This is a genomic window from Candidatus Pelagibacter sp. PS_23 (assembly GCF_059417905.1).
This window is the reverse complement of the sequence record NZ_CM182071.1, coordinates 1,213,519-1,233,288: the sequence shown is the minus strand read 5'-3', so window position 1 is coordinate 1,233,288 and position 19,770 is coordinate 1,213,519. Positions and strand designations below refer to the sequence as shown.

25 protein-coding genes are annotated in these 19,770 nt (G+C 28.4%); 14 read left to right on the top strand and 11 right to left on the bottom strand.

The features are described from left to right. Nucleotides 1-19: 19 nt before the first annotated feature. The 5 genes from AC5SLY_RS06580 to hemE form a co-directional block, all read right to left on the bottom strand. Nucleotides 20-1,723, bottom strand: a complete 1,704-nt coding sequence (locus tag AC5SLY_RS06580; protein ID WP_494598785.1) for an O-linked N-acetylglucosamine transferase, SPINDLY family protein — start codon at nucleotides 1,721-1,723, stop codon at nucleotides 20-22. Nucleotides 1,724-1,765: 42 nt separating this feature from the next. Further along, nucleotides 1,766-3,034, bottom strand: a complete 1,269-nt coding sequence (gene rho / locus AC5SLY_RS06575) for a transcription termination factor Rho (protein WP_006997560.1) — start codon at nucleotides 3,032-3,034, stop codon at nucleotides 1,766-1,768. Between the two features lie 66 nt (nucleotides 3,035-3,100). After that, complete coding sequence (gene hemJ / locus AC5SLY_RS06570) at nucleotides 3,101-3,535, bottom strand: protoporphyrinogen oxidase HemJ (protein ID WP_271616658.1); 435 nt, start codon at nucleotides 3,533-3,535, stop codon at nucleotides 3,101-3,103. After that, nucleotides 3,528-4,562 carry a ferrochelatase gene (gene hemH, locus AC5SLY_RS06565; protein ID WP_494598784.1) on the bottom strand — a complete coding sequence of 345 codons (1,035 nt, stop codon included), beginning with the start codon at nucleotides 4,560-4,562 and terminating at the stop codon, nucleotides 3,528-3,530. The genes hemJ and hemH overlap by 8 nt, the downstream gene beginning before the upstream one ends. Beyond that, nucleotides 4,563-5,564: a uroporphyrinogen decarboxylase gene (gene hemE / locus AC5SLY_RS06560; RefSeq protein WP_494598783.1), complete on the bottom strand. Its 1,002-nt coding sequence runs from the start codon at nucleotides 5,562-5,564 to the stop codon at nucleotides 4,563-4,565. A gap of 284 nt (nucleotides 5,565-5,848) precedes the next feature. Here hemE and AC5SLY_RS06555 point away from each other — a divergent pair, with 284 nt between their 5' ends. The 5 genes from AC5SLY_RS06555 to dnaQ are packed head-to-tail and all read left to right on the top strand — an operon-like array spanning nucleotide 5,849 to nucleotide 9,286. Beyond that, nucleotides 5,849-6,673 (top strand): pyruvate, water dikinase regulatory protein, encoded by an 825-nt coding sequence (locus AC5SLY_RS06555; RefSeq protein WP_020168957.1) that lies wholly within the window; start codon nucleotides 5,849-5,851, stop codon nucleotides 6,671-6,673. Next, nucleotides 6,666-7,253, top strand: a complete 588-nt coding sequence (locus tag AC5SLY_RS06550) for a Maf family protein (RefSeq protein WP_271616654.1) — start codon at nucleotides 6,666-6,668, stop codon at nucleotides 7,251-7,253. The genes AC5SLY_RS06555 and AC5SLY_RS06550 overlap by 8 nt, the downstream gene beginning before the upstream one ends. Further along, nucleotides 7,250-8,047, top strand: a complete 798-nt coding sequence (aroE, locus tag AC5SLY_RS06545; RefSeq protein WP_494598782.1) for a shikimate dehydrogenase — start codon at nucleotides 7,250-7,252, stop codon at nucleotides 8,045-8,047. The genes AC5SLY_RS06550 and aroE overlap by 4 nt, the downstream gene beginning before the upstream one ends. Continuing rightward, nucleotides 8,044-8,613 (top strand): dephospho-CoA kinase, encoded by a 570-nt coding sequence (gene coaE / locus AC5SLY_RS06540; protein ID WP_494598781.1) that lies wholly within the window; start codon nucleotides 8,044-8,046, stop codon nucleotides 8,611-8,613. Before aroE ends, coaE begins: the two co-directional genes overlap by 4 nt. Nucleotide 8,614: 1 nt before the next feature. Then, complete coding sequence (dnaQ, locus tag AC5SLY_RS06535; protein ID WP_494598780.1) at nucleotides 8,615-9,286, top strand: DNA polymerase III subunit epsilon; 672 nt, start codon at nucleotides 8,615-8,617, stop codon at nucleotides 9,284-9,286. Here dnaQ and AC5SLY_RS06530 read toward each other — a convergent pair. Continuing rightward, the gene (locus AC5SLY_RS06530; RefSeq protein WP_271480204.1) at nucleotides 9,279-9,701 is read right to left on the bottom strand and encodes a protein-export chaperone SecB; all 423 of its coding nucleotides are present in this window, start codon (nucleotides 9,699-9,701) and stop codon (nucleotides 9,279-9,281) included. The genes dnaQ and AC5SLY_RS06530 overlap by 8 nt on opposite strands. Further along, complete coding sequence (locus AC5SLY_RS06525; RefSeq protein WP_006997570.1) at nucleotides 9,685-10,107, bottom strand: FxsA family protein; 423 nt, start codon at nucleotides 10,105-10,107, stop codon at nucleotides 9,685-9,687. Before AC5SLY_RS06525 ends, AC5SLY_RS06530 begins: the two co-directional genes overlap by 17 nt. Nucleotides 10,108-10,165: 58 nt before the next feature. Between AC5SLY_RS06525 and AC5SLY_RS06520 the strand changes: the two genes are divergently transcribed. Both AC5SLY_RS06520 and AC5SLY_RS06515 read left to right on the top strand, forming a co-directional pair. Continuing rightward, a complete protein-coding gene (locus tag AC5SLY_RS06520; RefSeq protein ID WP_271742108.1) occupies nucleotides 10,166-10,759 on the top strand; it encodes a Tim44/TimA family putative adaptor protein in 594 nt (197 codons plus the stop codon). Beyond that, entirely contained in the window at nucleotides 10,760-11,281 is a 522-nt protein-coding gene (locus tag AC5SLY_RS06515; protein WP_494598779.1) for a Smr/MutS family protein, read from the top strand. It abuts the gene before it with no gap. Here the strand turns inward: AC5SLY_RS06515 and hslU are convergent. After that, nucleotides 11,271-12,638 carry an ATP-dependent protease ATPase subunit HslU gene (gene hslU / locus AC5SLY_RS06510; protein WP_494598778.1) on the bottom strand — a complete coding sequence of 456 codons (1,368 nt, stop codon included), beginning with the start codon at nucleotides 12,636-12,638 and terminating at the stop codon, nucleotides 11,271-11,273. The two genes, AC5SLY_RS06515 and hslU, sit on opposite strands and share 11 nt — an antisense overlap. Further along, nucleotides 12,638-13,153, bottom strand: a complete 516-nt coding sequence (gene hslV / locus AC5SLY_RS06505; RefSeq protein WP_006997574.1) for an ATP-dependent protease subunit HslV — start codon at nucleotides 13,151-13,153, stop codon at nucleotides 12,638-12,640. The genes hslU and hslV overlap by 1 nt, the downstream gene beginning before the upstream one ends. A 91-nt stretch (nucleotides 13,154-13,244) precedes the next feature. Here hslV and hisB point away from each other — a divergent pair, with 91 nt between their 5' ends. Genes hisB through AC5SLY_RS06470 form a run of 7 tightly spaced genes read left to right on the top strand, consistent with a single transcriptional unit; the run spans nucleotide 13,245 to nucleotide 17,110 of the window. Next, nucleotides 13,245-13,835 (top strand): imidazoleglycerol-phosphate dehydratase HisB, encoded by a 591-nt coding sequence (hisB, locus tag AC5SLY_RS06500; protein ID WP_018413686.1) that lies wholly within the window; start codon nucleotides 13,245-13,247, stop codon nucleotides 13,833-13,835. A gap of 5 nt (nucleotides 13,836-13,840) precedes the next feature. Continuing rightward, nucleotides 13,841-14,467 carry an imidazole glycerol phosphate synthase subunit HisH gene (hisH, locus tag AC5SLY_RS06495; protein WP_494598777.1) on the top strand — a complete coding sequence of 209 codons (627 nt, stop codon included), beginning with the start codon at nucleotides 13,841-13,843 and terminating at the stop codon, nucleotides 14,465-14,467. 2 nt (nucleotides 14,468-14,469) lie between these two features. Then, nucleotides 14,470-15,189: a 1-(5-phosphoribosyl)-5-[(5-phosphoribosylamino)methylideneamino]imidazole-4-carboxamide isomerase gene (hisA, locus tag AC5SLY_RS06490; protein ID WP_494598776.1), complete on the top strand. Its 720-nt coding sequence runs from the start codon at nucleotides 14,470-14,472 to the stop codon at nucleotides 15,187-15,189. After that, the gene (hisF, locus tag AC5SLY_RS06485; RefSeq protein ID WP_271726608.1) at nucleotides 15,182-15,937 is read left to right on the top strand and encodes an imidazole glycerol phosphate synthase subunit HisF; all 756 of its coding nucleotides are present in this window, start codon (nucleotides 15,182-15,184) and stop codon (nucleotides 15,935-15,937) included. The genes hisA and hisF overlap by 8 nt, the downstream gene beginning before the upstream one ends. 2 nt (nucleotides 15,938-15,939) lie before the next feature. Next, a complete protein-coding gene (gene hisE / locus AC5SLY_RS06480; protein ID WP_494598775.1) occupies nucleotides 15,940-16,245 on the top strand; it encodes a phosphoribosyl-ATP diphosphatase in 306 nt (101 codons plus the stop codon). Next, nucleotides 16,245-16,610, top strand: a complete 366-nt coding sequence (locus AC5SLY_RS06475) for an HIT domain-containing protein (protein WP_271726607.1) — start codon at nucleotides 16,245-16,247, stop codon at nucleotides 16,608-16,610. Before hisE ends, AC5SLY_RS06475 begins: the two co-directional genes overlap by 1 nt. Then, nucleotides 16,607-17,110 (top strand): GNAT family N-acetyltransferase, encoded by a 504-nt coding sequence (locus tag AC5SLY_RS06470; RefSeq protein WP_494598774.1) that lies wholly within the window; start codon nucleotides 16,607-16,609, stop codon nucleotides 17,108-17,110. Before AC5SLY_RS06475 ends, AC5SLY_RS06470 begins: the two co-directional genes overlap by 4 nt. Here AC5SLY_RS06470 and AC5SLY_RS06465 read toward each other — a convergent pair whose 3' ends face one another. Together AC5SLY_RS06465 and AC5SLY_RS06460 are read right to left on the bottom strand one after the other, a co-directional pair. Then, nucleotides 17,111-17,665: a LolA family protein gene (locus AC5SLY_RS06465; protein WP_494598773.1), complete on the bottom strand. Its 555-nt coding sequence runs from the start codon at nucleotides 17,663-17,665 to the stop codon at nucleotides 17,111-17,113. After that, nucleotides 17,665-19,755: an FtsK/SpoIIIE family DNA translocase gene (locus tag AC5SLY_RS06460; protein WP_494598772.1), complete on the bottom strand. Its 2,091-nt coding sequence runs from the start codon at nucleotides 19,753-19,755 to the stop codon at nucleotides 17,665-17,667. Before AC5SLY_RS06460 ends, AC5SLY_RS06465 begins: the two co-directional genes overlap by 1 nt. Nucleotides 19,756-19,770: the final 15 nt, after the last annotated feature.

Sequence of the window (19,770 nt, the reverse complement as noted above, 5' to 3'; positions counted from 1 at the left end):
TTAAAATAAGTTAGTTTAATTATTTAACTTTGTTAATTTTTAAAATTTTTAACAAACAATTGCCAAAGTCTTTTGCAAAACTCTTTGTATCAAATAACGGTGTAGAAAGAACTTGATCATATAATTCTTTTCTTATTTCATTAAGTTTTTTTTGATTTTGAAATAAAAAAATAACTTTTTGAATATATTCTTTTGTATTTGATGCAATAAGGTAATCTATTTTGGTATTTTTGATGATGCTTTCTCCACACCTAGAATTAAAATTATAACCCTTTAAGACTATAACAGGTACGTTCATCCATAAAGCTTCAAAAGTAGTAGTCACACCGTTATAAGGAAATGTGTCTAGCGCTAAATCTACTTTATTATAAAGTTCTAAGTGATCTTTTTTTTTATGAAAGTTCACTTTATCTAAAATTGTAACTTTATTTTCTACGCCATGTTTTTTAAATTTATTTAGTAAAGAATTAGTATCACAAAAATTAGATGATTTTAATATTAGCCTAGAGTTTGAAATGCTTTGAAGAATTGAAGACCATGTATCTACAGTTTCAGGAGAAATTTTTCTAAAATTATTAAACGATCCTAATGTAAAAATTTTATCTTTTTCGTATGGTAAGTTATTATATTTCCTTTTTAAATTAAATCCTGCATGTGAGTTCCATATTTTAGGTAGTCTGATAACTTTTTCTGAATAAAGTTTTTCCTCATCCTCCATAATTAAGTTTTTATCTGTCATCATGTAATCAATATTTTCAAATCCTATAGTATTACAATAAGCAAGCCATGATATTTGGATGGGTGCAACCCTTGAGTTAAATATCTCTAGTCTATTTGGATTTGTGAACCCCATTACATCAAAAAGAATATCAATTTTTTTTTCTTGAATTAAGTTAACTGCTTTTTGATTATCAAATTGACTTAAATTAGACCATTCATCAGATAAATTTTTTAAATCATTTTGACTTTCATCTTTGGTATTTTCTTTTGCAAATGAAAAAAGATGGATCCTAAAATTTTTTTTTTCTAAATGCTTAATTGTGTTTTTAATAAAAAAAATTATTGAATGATTTCTCTCAAAATCAGAACTTACAAAACCAAGGTTTATCTTTTCATTTTGATTATAATTTAATTTATTAACTTTTTTGACCTCCAGTTTAGAAAAGTATTTTGCATTTGTTTTGGCGTTTTCAAAATGATTATTTTGAGACCAATCATTATAATAATTTTTTTCAAAAATACAAAAGCTCCTTATAGCTTTTGACTTAAGTGTACTATTCAAAATATAATCATAAATTTCTTTCAGTTTTTTTTCATCAAGTAAATGAGAATAAAGGGACAAACCTGATGATAAAAAAATTTCATTTTTTTTAAATAGATGTTCTGATTCTAAATAAAATTTTTCTGCTTTAATTATAAATGGCGATAAATTTCTATTTTCCTTTAAATATTGAAGACCGATTGATATTAAATGTGTCAATCCATTTAGTCCATGAATAGTTTTTTTTCCTTTAATATATGCGCCCTCAAAATAAGTAAGTGCTGACGACACATCTTCTAATAAACGTTCTTTTTTGAGCATCTTACAAACCCCAATTAAGTTGCTTAGACTTGCCGGTATCTCATTTTGATTTAGTTTTTTTTCTGAAATTTTTATTACTTCTTCGTATTTTTTTTCAATAAAAAGATTTTCAAGTTCTTTTCTTAATGCTTCGGTAAACATATAGTTTAATTATAGCATTAAAGCTGTCTAAGCTTAAGAGATTTAAGCTGGTTTATTCATTGAGCTAAAGAAATCTGCATTGCTTTTTGTTTCTTTAAGTTTTGAATTAATAAATTCAATAGCATCCATTGTTCCCATCGGACTGATAATTCTTCTTAGCACATTCATTTTTGAAAGATCATCTTTATCAAAAAGTAATTCTTCTCTTCTTGTTCCAGATTTAGTTATATCAATTGCTGGATAAATTCTTCTTTCAGCAATTTTTCTATCTAGAACTGTTTCACTATTTCCAGTTCCTTTAAATTCTTCAAAAATAACTTCATCCATTCTTGATCCCGTATCAATCAACGCTGTTGAGATGATTGTTAAAGATCCACCTTCTTCAATATTTCTAGCCGCACCAAAAAATCTTTTTGGTCTTTGAAGTGCGTTCGCGTCAACTCCACCTGTTAAAACTTTTCCAGAGCTAGGTATCACAGCGTTATAAGCTCTACCCAACCTTGTTATTGAATCTAATAAAATTACTACGTCTTTTTTATGCTCTGTTAATCTTTTTGCTTTTTCGATTACCATTTCAGCAACAGCAACATGTCTTGAAGCGGGTTCATCAAATGTAGAGCTGATAACCTCTCCCTTAACTGTTCTTTTCATATCTGTTACTTCTTCAGGTCTCTCATCAATTAATAAAACCATCAAATAACTTTCTGGATAGTTTTTAGCAATTGAATTTGCAATACTTTGTAAAATCATTGTCTTACCAGCTTTAGGAGGTGAAATAATTATCGATCTTTGACCTTTTCCAATTGGGCTCACAAGGTCAATTAATCTTGGAGTTAAATCTGGTTTTTTTTCAATCTTGGTTGTCTCAACTTCCATCACCATTTGTTTGTTTGGGTAGAGTGGAGTTAAATTATCAAACGCAATTTTATGACGAGCTTTTTCTGGTTCTTCAAAATTTATTTTTTCTACTTGTAATAATGCAAAATATCTTTCTCCCTCTTTGGGCGCTCTAACAGGACCCTCGACTGTGTCTCCTGTTCTTAAACCAAATTTTCTAATTTGACTTGGACTAACATAGATGTCGTCTGGTCCAGCCAAATAGTTTGATTCCATTGCTCTTAGAAAACCAAATCCATCTTGTAATAATTGTAAAACACCAGCTCCAGTTATTTCTTCTTTTTCTGCAACTTTTTTTAGTATAGCAAATAAAATTTCTTGTTTTCTAAGTGTGCTAGCATTTTCAATCCCAAGCTTTTCTGCTTGAGCTATTAATTGTTCAGACGATTTTAGTTTTAATTCTTGAATATTCATGTTGAGGGATTGTGATTAAGGTTATTGGGTAATTTTAATATATATACTCTAACGAGTATTTCAAGTCTAGATCGGTTTAAATATAACAATAAAAACAACCAAAATAAGCAATATTGTTGGCACTTCATTAATTATTCTAAAAAATTTAGAAGATTTAGTATTTTGATCTAGTTTAAAATCGTTAAGTAATTTTCCTAAATAAAAATGATAAATTGTCAACAAAGTTATTAATATTAATTTTAGTTTTAACCAAAGTGTTAAAATAACCTCAAAGCCAACAACAGTGATTAATATTAATCCAAAAATCCAGGATAAAATCATTGCTGGCATCATGATAAAATAAAATAATTTTCTTTCCATTGTTTTAAATATTGAGGATGAAATTTTATGATCAATATTTTCAACATGGTAAACAAAAATTCTTGGAAGATATAAAAGTCCAGCCATCCAAGAAATTACGGCTATCAGATGCAGGCTTTTAAACAAAAGATAACTATTCATAATTCAAACAAGGACACTTTTTGAAATTTGAAGGACACTGAATTTTTGGAGGATAAAGATTTTCACTTAATTTATATTCATTTTTTTTTATTATTAATTCTGACATTGCTTTAATAAAATCCTCATTAGTGCCAAGAGCCGGAACACGTATATAATTTTTGCATCCATTAGCGTCTGCTATTTCCTTATATTCTATATCTAGTTCAACCAATGTTTCTGAGTGTTCAGAAACAAATGCGATGGGGACCAAAACAATGTGCTTGCCAAGTTTAGAATTTTCAACAATTATATCTTCTGTGGATGGTCCTATCCATTTCAGTGGACCAACTCTACTTTGATAACTTAATATCCAATCCAAGTTTTCAATGTTCAAATTCTCAACTATTTTTTTAACAGATTGCTCTACTTGCCATTGATAGGGGTCTCCCTTTTTAATATTTTTTTCTGGTAAGCCGTGCGCAGAAAATATTAATTTAAAATTTTTAAGATCTTTAATTTTTTTTATTATTTCTTTTGTATGTGCATTGATAAAATTTTGATCTGTTGGATAACAGCATATTGTGCTTGTTTTAACATGGTAGTTGTTTTTTTTACAAACATTTTTCCACTCTTTAATTGAAGACCCAGAAGTTGCGGCAGAATATTGTGGATAAAGAGGCATTAAAATAATTTCTTCGGGGTTAAATGATTGAACGTCTTTGATCACATCATTTGCTCTAGGGTTCCAACACCTCATTACAATAAAACATTTATATTCGCTATCGGTTTCGGTTTGGTTTAATTTTGTTTCTAGTGCTTCTGATTGTTCTTTGGTTAATTTTAGTATCGGTGATGAGCCACCTAGCTCTTCATAAATTTTTTTAGCAACTGGTGCTCTTCTATTAGATATCAGTTTTGCCAAAGGGTATCTTAATAAAGTTGGTAAATTTAGAATTGCAGGATCATTAAATAAGTTAAATAAAAACGGCTCTACATTTTCAATTTTATCAGGACCACCAAGGTTAAATAAAATTACTGCTTTTTTCATTTAATAATTTTTCACTGTTTTGACTAAGTAGTCGACCATGTCAGGATTGGTTTCAGGCAACACCCCATGACCCAAATTAAATATATAGGGATGATCTTTAAAGGTGTTTAAATACTTCAAAGTCTCTTTTTTCAAATTTTCTTTATCCGTTAATAAAACTTTAGGATCAAGACCTCCTTGAACTGGTATTTTTATTTCTCTACATATTGAAACAGGATCGACATCATAGTCAATATTAACTGCATCAGGTTTAACGATATCACAATAGTTTTTATAATTTTTTATTCCCCTTGGAAAACAAATTACAGGAATATTTAATGATTTAATATAATTCACTAAATTTAGTGTTGGTACATATACATAGTTTGGTAGGTCTTTTTCTTCTAAGAGACCAGCCCAACTGTCAAAAATTTGAATTATTGTAGCACCATTTTTAATTTGTTGGTCAATATGTAATTTCAAAAATTTTTCTAAAATTATTAAAATTCTATTTATTAAAAATTCATCTTTAAAAAAACTTTTTACCAGATCTTTTTTTGGAGAATGTTTATTAATCATATAGACTAACAGTGTCCATGGTGCGCCCACAAATCCTATTAAATTTTTATTTTTTATTAAATTGTCTTCGCTAACTTTTTTGATTGATTTATAAACCGGATATAACTTTTCTATAAAATCAATTTCATCAATCTTAGATATTTTTTGTAAATCTAATGAACCCAGTTTTGGACCAAAATTTTTTTCAAATTTTACCTCTTGGTTTAATCCATATGGAATCATTAAAATATCTGAAAAAATTATAGCAGCATCTAGATCGAATCTTTTAAGAGGTTGTAAGGTTATTTCTGAAGATAGGTTTTCGTTTAGACATAAGTTTATAAAATCTGGATTTAATTTTCTAATTTCTCTAAACTCTGGTAAATATCTACCTGCCTGTCTCATTAACCATATTGGAGAATTATTAGTTTTTTTGTTTATTATGGTTTCTTGAATGGGTGTCATAATAATAAGTAGATATTTAATTATAGTATTAGTTATATAGTATGTGAATAATGGTAATTAATTGTTTTTCAGTTTTTATACATGATTTATTAACAATTAATAATTTATAGAATTAGCACATAGTCTTAAATTTAAGGGTTTATTTAATATTATTAGATAAAATGTATATTATTGCTTAACATGTTTATTAATGTTTATAAAAATGGGTTTTTACAAAGAAAAATAACAAACAAGATTATTTTGAAGAATGATAAAAATAATACTTAATTATCAACATTTTATTCATGAGTAATACATATCAAATATACCTTATTTCTGACTCTACGGGTGAAACACTAGATAGAGTTTTTCTAGCAATTAAGGCTCAATTCAAAAACATAAAATATGATGTTAAATCTTATTTTTTTACAAGAACAGAAAATCAAGTTTCAAAAATAATGGATGAGGCAAAAAAAAATGATAATGCAATAATTTTATATACGATTGTTGACACTTCACTTGCAAAATTTTTAGCAAATAAAGGAGATGAAAAGAAAATTCCATGTTTTAGTGTTTTAGGAAATTTAATAATGAACTTCTCTAAACTTTTAAATCAAAAAGCATCTCACGTCCCAAGCGGACAACATGCTTTGAACGAAGAATATTATGAAAGAATAGAGGCCATCCAATTTACAATGGCTCATGATGATGGAAACCTTGTTGAAGATGTAGATAAAGCAGATTTGATATTATTGGGGGTAAGCAGAACAAGCAAAACACCAACATCAATTTATCTTGCTAACAGAGGTTATAAAACTTTAAATATTCCTTTGGTAAATGAGCAATCAATACCAGAAAGCTTAAAAAAGAATCCCAAACTTTCTTGTGTGGTTGGTTTAACAACCGAACCTCAGCGTCTAGTTGATATTAGAAAAAATAGAATGAATGCTCTTAAAGAAAAAGAAAATACAAACTATACAAATATTAGCAAAATCGAAAAAGAAATTAACGAAGCCAAAAAAACATTTACTAAATATAAATGGCCAACAATTGATGTTACTAGAAAATCAGTGGAAGAGACTGCAGCATCAATAATTAAAATATATGAAATAAAAAAAAATAATGGTTAAAGAAATAATACTTGCATCTAAAAGTGGTGTGAGAAAAAAAATTTTAGAGGAAAATAATGTTCAATTTAGGGTGGAGCCATCCAATGTGGATGAGGATAGCGTTAAAGAAAGTTTGTTAAAAGAAAAGGCAACCCCAACAATTATTTCAAAAAACCTAGCAGAATTAAAGGCCAATAAAATTAGCCAAAAATTTACAGAGGAAATAGTGCTTGGAGCAGATAGCGTAATAGATTTAGAGGGCGAAATAATCTCAAAACCAAATCATAGAGAAGAGGCACTAGAAATATTAAAAAGCATGAACGGAAAAACTCATCAATTGATAAGTTCAGTTTGTATCTCAAGGGGTGGATCGATGATATGGAATTACACTGATAAAGCCTCATTAACCATGAAAAATATGACTTTTTTAGAATTAGAGAACTACTTGAAAAAAATTTCTGATGAGGATCTCTATGCTTATAATGTTTATCAAATTGAAGGAGAGGGGAGAAACTTGTTTTCAAAGATAGAAGGAGATGAAGATACAATTATGGGCCTTCCTGTTAAAAAAATTAAAGAATATCTTAAAATTATAAAATGAAAAAAAATTTTTTAGTTATAGGAAATCCAATTGACCATAGCTTGTCACCAAAACTACACAATTACTGGATAAAAAAATATAAAATTGATGCAGTTTATGGAAAAAAGCTCTTAAATAGTAATGAGATAAAAGAATTAATTTTTAATATAAGAGAAGAAAAAATTCATGGAATAAATGTAACAGTACCATTCAAAAAAATAGTTATACCTTTTTTAGATGAATTAAGTGAAGAAGCAAAAATTTCTCAATCGGTAAACACAATCTATAAAAAGGATAATAAAATTTTAGGCGATAACACTGATATTGAAGGTTTTAAACTTAGTTTAGAAAAAATAGAACAAGAAACTAAAAATAAAAAAGCCCTAATACTGGGGGCGGGTGGAGTTGTTCCTTCAATTATTACTGCGCTTAAAAAAATGCAAATTAAAAAAATTTATTTAAGTAATCGAACAGAATTAAAGGCAATAGAACTAAAGAGAAATTTTCCGGAAATTGAAATAATTAAATGGGGAGAAACTTTAGATTTTGATATAATCATAAACGCAACAAGTATTGGATTAAAAAAAGAAGATGAAATTAATATTAATTATCAACAAATAAGCAAAAATAAATTTTTTTATGATGTAATTTATAATCCACCAGAAACAAACTTTTTAAAAAATGCAAAAAAATATGGTGGAATAACAAAAAATGGTAAAATGATGTTTATTTATCAAGCTCAAAAAGCCTTTTTTATCTGGCATAAAGTTGTTCCAGAAGTAGACAATGAAACAATTAATCTTTTAGATGTATGATTAAAATTGCAGTTGTAGGAGATATTGGTTCTGGAAAAAGTCATATTGCTAAACTTTTTGGTTATCCAGTTTTTAATGCAGATCAAGAAGTAGCAAGCATATATAAAAAAAACAAAAATTGTTTTAGAAAATTAAAAAAAAATTTACCTAAATATTTTTCAGTATTTCCAGCAAACAAAATACAAATTATAAAAGCAATAGAAGACAGTGAAAAAAATTTAAAAAAAATTACAAAAATTATTCATCCAGAAGTTAGAAAGAAATTAAGTATTTTTTTAAAAAAAAATAAAAAAAGAAAAGCTATAATTTTAGACATTCCTCTTTTATTAGAAAATAAATTAAACCAAAAAAGTGATATAATAGTTTTTGTTCAGTCAAAAAAAAGTGAAATTATAAAAAGACTAAAAAAAAGAGATAATTTTAATTTAAATTTATATAATCAATTTAAAAAAATACAGTTACCACTTAGTTATAAAAAGAAAAAAGCCAATCATGTTATTAAAAATAATTTTACCAATAAGCTTGTTAAGCAAAGTGTAAAAAAAATACTAAAAAAAATTATATAAAATGAAAGAAGTGATATTAGACACTGAAACAACAGGACTATCTGCTAGAGATGGACATAGAATTGTAGAAATTGGATGTATTGAGTTAGAAAATTTGATACCAACCAAAAATAGATTTCATTGTTATCTTAATCCTGAAAGAAAAGTTTCTGAAAAAGCCCTAGAAGTTCATGGTTATACGGATGAATTTTTATCTACTCACAAAAAGTTTGGAGATATAGTTGATGAGTTTTTGGGTTTTATAGAAAATAAGAGACTTGTAATACATAACGCTAAATTTGACCTATCTCACTTAAACAACGAATTATCATTGCTAGGTAAGGCAAAATTAAATAGTGAAAATGTTGTGGACACACTTACTTTAGCCAGGGATAAATTTCCAGGCTCTCCAATAAGTCTTGATGCGTTGTGTAAAAGATACAGAATAGATAACTCAAAAAGAACACAACATACTGCCCTTATTGACTGTGATCTATTAGCTAAAGTTTATATTAATCTTCTTGATCAAAAAGAACCAACTTTAAATTTTAAAAATGAAGATAATGAAAAAATAATAATAAACTCCAATGACACAAACCAGTATTATAAAAAAGTAGTTAAACCATCAGAGACAGAACTTAAACTTCATAAAGAATATCTAAAAAATAGTTTAAAGAAGAATTTTTTTAATTAGCTCTTTGTTTGTATAATTCAGTAAAATTAATTTTTTTTTCAAATTTTATTCCAGGATAGCCAGAGTCGGTTAATAAATTTAAAAATATTCTTTCTAAGTCAGGATAAATTTTATTAGGCACATCACATAGAATAATTTTTTCCATTTCTTTTTTATCAGAAACCTTTTCATCTACTTTAACTATAGATGTGTAAGTTATTTCAAAATGTGCTTTTTTTAAAATTTCAGGTTGGTCTGAAAATTTTATGATTGTGTTGACTTCAATAATTCCATCTTTTACTGCCTTTGAATTAATATCAATATTTAATCTATATTTAGAAATTTTATCTCTTACAAATATATGTGTTGGAGTGTCAGGTGTTTCACTCGACATATCTTTAATAAAGCTTCCAATAATTTTATAATTTTCTGTCATTTTCATCCTCTATATCTTCAAATTCACCATTAATAAAATCTTGTTTTTTATTTATAGGCTTTTTTTTAATTGATACTTTTTTAAATATCAATTTTCTTGTTGGTGGAAATATTATTAATAAACCTAGGAAGTCTGTAGCAAAACCAGGTAAAATCAAAAGTAAGGCTGCAAATGCTAAAGCAGCACCGGAAATAATTTCATAAACTGGCAGTTCATTTTTTACCATTTGAGACATCCCCGATTTTAGAGTGTTAAAGCCTTCATATCTGGCGTAGATAACCCCAAAAAAAGCCGTAATAAAGATAAGTAAAATGGTGTTAAAGGCGCCAATTTGAGAACCCAGCTTGATAAACAAATAAATCTCAACGATTGGAATACCAACTAATAATAATAAAAATGTGTTCATTTGTCCTTAGTCTAAATTGCTAGTTGTAATTAATCAACATAGTAAATATTATTAAATTATGAGTTATAGTTTTGAATACATAGATATTATTCTTTTAGCAATGATTGCTGGTTTTATTTTTCTTCGTCTAAGAGGAATACTTGGTAAAAAAACTGGTTTCGAAGGGAAAATTCCACCACAATTTGAAAAGGAATTTCAAAAAACAAATATAGCTCCAAAACCAGTTAGTGAAAACTTTGATGAAGTGTCACAAAAGGAATTTTTAAAAGGCGCTAAAATTGCTTATGAAACAATTATTACAGATTTTAGTGATAGTGACAACAAGCTTATAGCAAGCAAACCGCTTTTAAGTAAAAAAATTTATGATCAGTTTAAGGAGGCGCTTGAAGATAGAGCTAACAAAGGTCATTTTGCTGAAATAACTTTTATAGGGATTAAGTCAGCTGTAATTAAAACGCATAAAAAAATTGAAGATAGCTTAGAAGTCACAGTAGATTTTGTTAGTGAAATTATAACATGTATAAAAGATAAAGATAAAAATATTGTATCAGGGGATAGTGAGAAAATAAAAACTGTTTATGATACTTGGGTTTTTTCAAAAGACATTAAATCATCAAATCCAAATTGGTTATTAATTAATACTATTACCTAATTGATTAAGAAGATAACAGACAAAGATAAAGAAGATTGGGAAAACTTCCTAAATAACAAAAAAAAAATTCTTAATAAAAATTCTGTAAAACAAAAAGATATAAATAACCCAGACAAAAACATACAGGACTGGGAAAATTTTTTAAACACTAAAGAGAAAATTCCCAATAAAGATTTTATTCTTAAAAAAAATATAAGATACGAGAAGATAAAGAAAATAGATTTGCATGGTTACACTATTGAAGAAGCAAATAAGGCCATAGAACAATTTATTCAAAAATGTTTTGATGAAAATGTTACTAAAATAATAGTGATTACAGGCAAAGGACTAAGATCTAAAAATATTGAAAATCCTTACCTTTCAAAAGATTTGAGCATACTAAAATATTCAGTTCCTGAATTTATTGAAAAAAATAAAAGTTTAACTCAATTTATTATTGAAACAACAGATGCTAAGATTGAAGATGGTGGTAGTGGAGCTTTTTATATTTATCTTAAAAATAAAAACAAATTTAAAGAATAAATTTAGATAAATCTGTATCCTTAACAAGCTCATCTAGATTTTGTTTTACATAATTAGAATCTATTATAATTTTTTCACCAGCCCTATCTGTTGCAGTAAAACTAATATCATCCAATATTCTTTCTATAATAGTATGAAGTCTTCTAGCACCAATATTTTCTACAGTGTTATTAACTTCTGAAGCCATATTGGCAATTGCATCGATACCATCATCAGAAAATTCTAGCTCAACGTTTTCTGTTTTTAAAAGAGCAACATATTGTTTTATCAAACTATAGTCTGGTTCTTTAAGAATTCTTTTAAAGTCATCACTGGTTAAAGCTTCAAGTTCAACTCTTATTGGAAGTCTACCTTGTAACTCTGGAAGTAAGTCTGAAGGTTTAGCAAGCTGGAAGGCTCCAGATGCAATAAATAAGATATGATCAGTTTTAATTGTACCGTACTTTGTACTTACTGTTGTTCCCTCAATTAAAGGAAGTAAATCCCTTTGTACTCCTTCTCTAGAAACATCTCCACCAGATCTATCTGTTCTTCCTGAAATTTTATCTATTTCATCTAAAAAAACTATCCCATTATTTTCTGTTGAATCTTTTGCTGATTTTATAATTTTATCTTCTTCTATTAATTTATCTGCTTCATCATTAATTAAAATTTCATGAGATTCTTTGACAGTCATTTTCTTCTTTTTCTGTTTATTACCAACAGATTTTCCAATCATCTCTCCAATATTTATCATTCCAATGTTTGCTCCAGGCATTCCAGGAATTTCAAATGCAGCTTGAGAGCCACTATTATTTACTTCAATTTCAATTTCGTTATCATCTAAATCACCATCTCTTAATCTTTTTCTAAAACTTTCTCTAGTAGCAAGACTTGCTTTATTTCCAACTAGAGCATCCAAAACTTTTTCTTCTGCTAATTTTTGTGCCTTCGTATGAACTTCTTTTCTTTTTTTTACTTTCTCCATTGCAATTGCAATTTCAAGAAGATCTCTTATGATTTGTTCAACATCTCTTCCAACATATCCAACTTCAGTAAATCTTGTAGCCTCCACCTTTACAAAAGGAGCTTCAGCTAACTTAGATAGTCTTCTAGAAATTTCTGTTTTACCAACTCCAGTTGGCCCAATCATTAAAATATTTTTAGGTAAAACTTCATTCTTCATTTCACCTTTTAAAGCTTGTCTTCTCCACCTATTTCTTAAAGCAATAGCCACTGCCTTTTTAGCTTTATTTTGTCCAACAACATATCTGTCTAATTCAGAAACTATTTCTCTAGGTGATAAAGAACTGACTAAAGAGTTATCTTTCTTTTTAGTTTTTTCTTTTGGGAAAGGTGTAACGTTTGTGTCTTCCATTAAATTTTTTCAATTTTAATATTATTATTAGTGAATACACAAATTTCAGATGCAACTTGAATTGCTTTTTTAGCAACTTCTTCAGCACTCAAATCTGTATCTAATAAAACTTTAGCAGCAGCCAAAGCATAATTTCCACCTGATCCTATACCTATGGCATCACCCTCTGGTTCTAACACATCACCTGTTCCAGAAATTATAAAACTATTTTCTTTATCACCAATTGCCATTAAAGCTTCAAGTCTTCTCAAGTATTTGTCAGTTCTCCAGTCTTTTGCTAACTCAACAGCTGCTCTTGGAAGATTACCAGCATGTTTTTCAAGTTTTGCCTCTAGTCTTTCAAACAAAGTTAGAGCATCTGCAGTTGATCCAGCAAATCCAGCTATTACATTTCTTTTTTCAATTTTTCTAACTTTTGCAGCAGTACTTTTTATAACAGTATTGCCCATACTAACTTGCCCGTCTCCTGCAACCACTACTTCATTGTTTTTTCTAATAAGTACTATTGTAGTCATAGATTATAAATGGATATTAATTTTTATTCTTCAAGTAGTAGATTGCAAATATTGATATAGTTAATTAATCCCTATATACATATTATATATTATGAGCAGAATTGGAAAAGTTTCCAGAAAAACAAAAGAAACCAGTATAAGTGTTGAAGTTAATATTGATGGGAAAGGTCAATATAAAATTGATACTGGAATAGGTTTTTTAGATCATATGCTTGAACAATTATCAAAGCATTCACTGATTGATTTAAAAGTTAAAGCAAAAGGTGACACTCATATAGATCTTCACCACACAACAGAAGATACTGGAATTGCTATAGGTGAGGCTTTAAAAAAAGCATTGAAAGATTTTAAAGGAATTAAGAGATACGCTCATGCAATGATTCCAATGGATGAAACATTAACAAGAGTTGCAATTGATGTTTCAAATAGACCTTATTTAATATGGAAAGTTAAATTAAAAGTAGAAAGACTTGGAGAGATGGACACAGAACTTTTTAAAGAATGGTTTCAAGCTTTTTCTCAATCAGCAGGAATAACTTTGCACATGGAAAATATTTATGGAGATAATAGCCATCATATAATTGAGTCTTGTTATAAGGCTCTTGCAAGATCATTAAGAACAGCTTTAGAGATAGACCCTAGAAATAAGAAGAGCATTCCGTCAACTAAAGGCTCATTATAAGTTTAATGAATGTCACAATTGTTGATTATAACTCAGGAAATATCAGCTCTGTAATAAATTCCTTTAAAGAAGTCGCTAAAGATAAAGTTAATATTGAAGTAACATCAGACTTAAATAAGATTAGATCAAGTGACAAGGTAGTATTGCCGGGACAGGGATCGTTTAAGAGCTGTGTTGATGCATTAAATGCTATAAATGGCTTAGTAGAAACACTCAATGAATTTGCAATAACCAATAAAAAACCTCTTCTAGGAATTTGTGTTGGTTTACAAATGTTCGCAAATTTTGGATATGAAGAAACTAAAACAAAAGGACTTGGTTGGATTTCAGGAAAAGTTTCAAAGATCGACAATCAAAATAATAAATTCAAACTTCCACACATTGGTTGGAATGAAATTAACATTATTAAAGATAGTAAAATTTTTAAGAACATAGAAAATAAATCACACATGTATTTTGTGCACAGCTACGAATTTATTCCAGATGATAAAAGTGTAATTTCAGCAACAACAGATTATTCATCAAATGTTGTTTGTTCAGTTGAAAAAGAAAATATCTACGGAACCCAGTTTCACCCTGAAAAAAGTGATAAATTGGGGCTTAAAATTATAGAAAATTTTTTAAATTTATAAATATGAAAATATTTCCAGCTATAGATATTAAAGACAAAAAATGTGTAAGATTAATTAAAGGGGACTTTAATAATAAAACTGAATATGAAATATCACCAGTTGATCAAGCTGGTAAATACAAGGATCATGGCTTTAAAAATTTACACATTGTTGATTTAGATGGCGCCTTAACGGGAGAGACAGTTAACCTGGATATTATTAAAGAAATAGTTCATAAATTTGATTTAAAAATTGAAGTAGGTGGAGGCGTTAGAAGCATTGATTGCATTGAAAAATACATAGATGCAGGAGTTGAAAAAGTTATTTTAGGAAGTGCAGCTATAAAAGATAAAAATTTTTTAAAAGAAGCATGTCAAAAATTTCCAAATAAAATTGCCTTAGGTCTAGACGCTAAAGATGGATACTTGTCAGTTTCAGGATGGAAGGAAAATTCTAATCAATTGACTTTAGATTTTTTAAAAGAAGTAAACGATTATGGTGCTAGCAGATTAATTTATACAGACATAAATAGAGATGGTACCAAACAAAGTCCTAATTTTGAAGAAACAATTAATGTTGCAAATGTATCTAATTGCCCAGTAATTATTTCAGGAGGAGTGTCTTCAATTGATGACATTAAAAAAGCAAAAGATTTAAAAAATATTGAAGGAATAATAGTTGGTAAAGCTATTTATGATGGTGATATTAAATTGGAAGAATTAGTAAAAGAATTAGATGCTTAAAAATAGAATTATACCCTGTTTAGATGTTAAAAATGGGAGAGTTGTTAAAGGAATTAACTTTGTAGATTTAAAAGATGCTGGCGATCCAGTTGAGCAAGCTAAAATTTATAGTGATGGTGGTGCTGATGAGATTTGTTTTTTAGACATTACTGCTTCCAATGAAAATAGAGACACAATATATGATGTGGTTGAAAGAACGTCTAAAAAATGTTTTGTGCCGTTAACGGTTGGGGGTGGGGTTAGAGGAGTTGAAGATATTAATAAATTACTAAATTGTGGCGCAGATAAAGTTTCAATCAATACTGCGGCAGTTCAAAACCCTGAAATGATAATTGAAAGTTCAAAAAAATTTGGATCACAGTGCATTGTTATTGCAATAGATGCTAAAAAAAATGGCAATAAATGGGAGGTTTTTACCCATGGTGGAAGAAACAACACAAATATAGATGCAATAGAATTTGCAAAAAAAATGGAAGATAATGGAGCAGGAGAATTATTAGTTACTTCTATGGATAGAGATGGCACCCAAATTGGTTATGATAATGATTTAATGTTTAAAATATCTTCAACAGTTAATATACCAGTGATTGCCTCTGGCGGAGTAGGTAACCTGGATCACCTTGTGGATGGTATTAGGCTTGGCAATGCTAGCGCTGTACTAGCAGCTTCAATCTTTCATTACGGAACACATTCAATTAATGAAGCTAAACAATATTTGAATTCAAAAGGAATTCCCGTTAGGATTTAGAGATGTCAGAAAATCTATTAAATTTAGTAAATACAATTAGAGACAGAAAAAGTAAGGATGAAGATAAATCTTATACTTCATCATTATTATCAGGTGGCCTGTCAAAATGTATAGATAAAATGGAAGAAGAATTTGATGAACTAAAAGAGGCCCTAAATGATAAATCTAATATAGTTCATGAAGCAGCAGATACAATATATCATATATTAGTTACACTTGAGGCAGCCGATATTAAGTTTGAAGACGTCTTAAAAGAGTTGGAAGACAGAAAAAAACAATCAGGTATTGAAGAAAAGAATAATAGATAATGAGTTACGACAAAAATAATATTTTTGCAAAAATTTTGAGAAAAGAAATTCCTTGTAAAAAAATATTTGAAAATGAACATGTTCTTTCTTTTCATGATATAAGTCCTCAAAAAAAAATACATGCACTAGTTATTCCAAAAGGTGAGTACATTGATTTAGATGATTTTAATGCTAGAGCTTCAGATCAAGAGATCGTTGCGTTAAGTAAAGCTATTACAAAAGTTTCGAAAATATTAAATATCTCAACAGACATGGGTAAAGGTTATAGAGCTTTAACAAATTTGAGTGAAGATGGCGGTCAAGAGGTTCCACATTTACACTTCCATTTATTTGGAGGAGAAAAAGTTGGAAAAATGGTTGAGTGACAGAAAAAATTTTCCGAAATTATTTAGAGATAAGATCTCTAGATGAATTAAAAGAAGTTAAGAGGCCTGCAGAGAATTACTCTGTAGAGCTTGTAGACCCAAAAGATTTTCAATTAAATAAATTTTTTTACAAATCTATTGGTAAGAACTGTCAATGGATTGATAGACTTATTTGGACAGACTTAAAATGGACAGATTACGCTTCTAATGACCAGTTATTTACATACATTCTTAAAGATAAAGGTGAAATAGCTGGCTATTTTGAACTATTATTTAATAAACAAAGCAAAGAAGCTGAAATTGCTTATTTTGGAATTTTAGAAGAATATTTTGGAAAAAAATTAGGAGGATATTTATTAAGTGAGGCAATTAAATGCTCATTTAATATGGGTGGTGTAAGAGTTTGGCTTCACACTTGTTCTCTAGATCACAAAAATGCGTTAAAAAATTACCTAGCTAGAGGTATGAAAAATTTTAAGTCTGAAACCTTAATTAGATGATTAATTATTTTCAGGCAACTTAAAAATCTTTCCATCTATCTCTTGGTTTTTTTTGATAGAAGAAATAAATGTTATTGATAAATTTTGATAAATATCTTCAGTTTGCCATCCAATTAAATTTAAATCTTTCTTATCAAAAAAAATATTAATTTCATTATTATTCTCAAAAATTTTAAAATTTAAATACTTATTGTCGATATCCCTTGGCTCCAGTTTTTCTATCTTAGAAATTAGATATTCTTTATCTAGTAAAAATTCTAAAGGAGTTTTGTTAAGTGGGTAACGATAATAGCTTCCCTTGTTACTGGTTTTAATAACTAAAGATTTTCCATTTGATACTAAATTCTTTTTATTAGGATTAATGTAATCACAAAAAATTTTTTTAGGATATTCAATGATACATTTTCCATCTTCACTTTTATCATTAATTGTTTGTATAAAATTAAAACTTAAATTATTAGTAAGTTTCATTTGAGAAATTATTTTATCTTTTGGGGATGAGTTGGCTGGAAGATAAAAACTGAAAAACAATAAGATGATTATTACTTTAAGCATTAAAGAACATCTCTTTTACCAACATGATTAGCTTTACTCACAACCCCGTCAGCTTCCATCATATCAATAATTCTTGCAGCTCTATTATACCCTATTTGCAATTTTCTTTGTAAAAACGAAGTAGATGCCTTGCCCTCTGATTTAATAATATCAAGTGCAGCCTGGTACAATTCATCTTTATCTCCAGAGCTAGAAGTTTCTCCGCTCAATTCTTTCTCATCTGCAAAATTTAGGATTTCATCTATATAATCTGGCTCTGCCTGACTTCTTAAATAATTATTAACCTTTTCAATTTCAGTTTCTGATACAAATGGTGCGTGAATTCTAACGATCTTATTTGCTGAAGACATATAAAGCATATCTCCCTTACCAAGTAGTTGTTCTGCACCTTGTTCGCCTAAAATTGTTCTACTATCTATTTTTGAGGTTACCTGAAAAGATATTCTTGTAGGAAAATTCGCTTTAATAGTTCCTGTAATAACATCAACACTTGGTCTTTGTGTGGCCATTATAATATGAATTCCAGCAGCTCTTGCCATTTGTGATAATTTTTGAATATAATTTTCTATCTCTTTGCCAGCAACAAGCATTAGGTCAGACATTTCATCTACTACAACAACAATATAGGGCATAGCCAAAGTGTGCTTAGCATTATAGCCATCAATATTACGGACTCCTTCTTTGGTCATAAGTCGGTATCTATTTTCCATCTCTTTAACAACCCAACCTAAGACAGAAGCAGCTTTTTTTGCTTCAGTAATCACAGGACACAATAAGTGAGGTATGCCTTCATAGGTTGATAGTTCAAGCATTTTAGGATCGATTAGTATGAACTTACATTTGTCTGGTGTGTGCCTGTAGAGTAAAGACAAGATAATAGTATTTATACAAACAGATTTACCTGATCCAGTAGTTCCAGCAATTAATAAGTGAGGCATAGAAGCTAAGTCTCCAACAATAGGAACACCAGAAATGTTCTTACCAAGTGCAATTGGTAATCGAATATCTTTTTTATTAAAATCAGAGTTAGAGAGTATTTCACTTAAATAAACATTCTCACGACTAGAATTTGGAAGCTCTATACCGATGGTGCTACGTCCTGGAATAGTGGCAATTCTTGCAGATTCAGAGCTAGTATTTCGAGCAATATCATCTGAGAGATTAATGATTTTTGATACTTTAACTCCTGCTGCAGGCTCAAACTCATTTAGTGTTACTACAGGGCCATGACTAACCTTCTTTATATTCCCACTAACCCCAAAATCTAATAAGATTTTTTCTAAAAATTCACTATCAATATAATCTTCATCTTTTAGTTTTTCCCTATCTTTTTGTGTTGGGATTTTAAGTAAGTCGATAGTAGGTAGTTTGAAGCGAATTTTTTTACTAGGAGATTTATTTTCACTTTTTATAAAAGGTAAATCTTCTTGAATTAAATTTGTAATTTCTTCCTGTGGTATAAATTCACTAATTATCTCATTTTCATTAGTATAACTCTTTTCTTTTTTTATAAAGATTAATTTAAAAAGTTTTTTTATTAATTTATAAAAATAAATAATTTTAAAATGGATACTAATTAAAAATAAAATTAAAATAATCAAAATTAAAAAGTAATAAGAAATTTGAGAATTAATATTAATTAATGAATTTAAAAAAGTTGTTTCTAAATATTTTCCAATAAAACCACCATTTCCATTAATATAAAGGTTGAAGGCAGTGGGGTAAAAAAAAGAAAAAAATAGAGAACCAAATGAAGAATAAAGAACTGAATAAAAAATACTTTCAAATATCAAAAAAATTTTCTTATTCAGAACTATATTTATGCCAGAAAATATGAGCGTAAATGGAATTAATAAAGCAATGAGTCCAAAGGTTTGAAAAAAAAGATCAGCTGTGTAACTTCCATTAAAACCAAGCAAATTTTTAATTTCTGTATTGTCTGGGAAAATAAAATTAGGGTCATCAGGAGAAAAAGTTATAAGTGAAACTAGCAAAAGAAGACCAATTATAACAAAAGCAATTCCGGCAATTTCTATAATTCTATTTATACCAAAATTAATTGTATTGTTGGCTAATTTTTTAAATTCCATAAATAAATGAGTCTA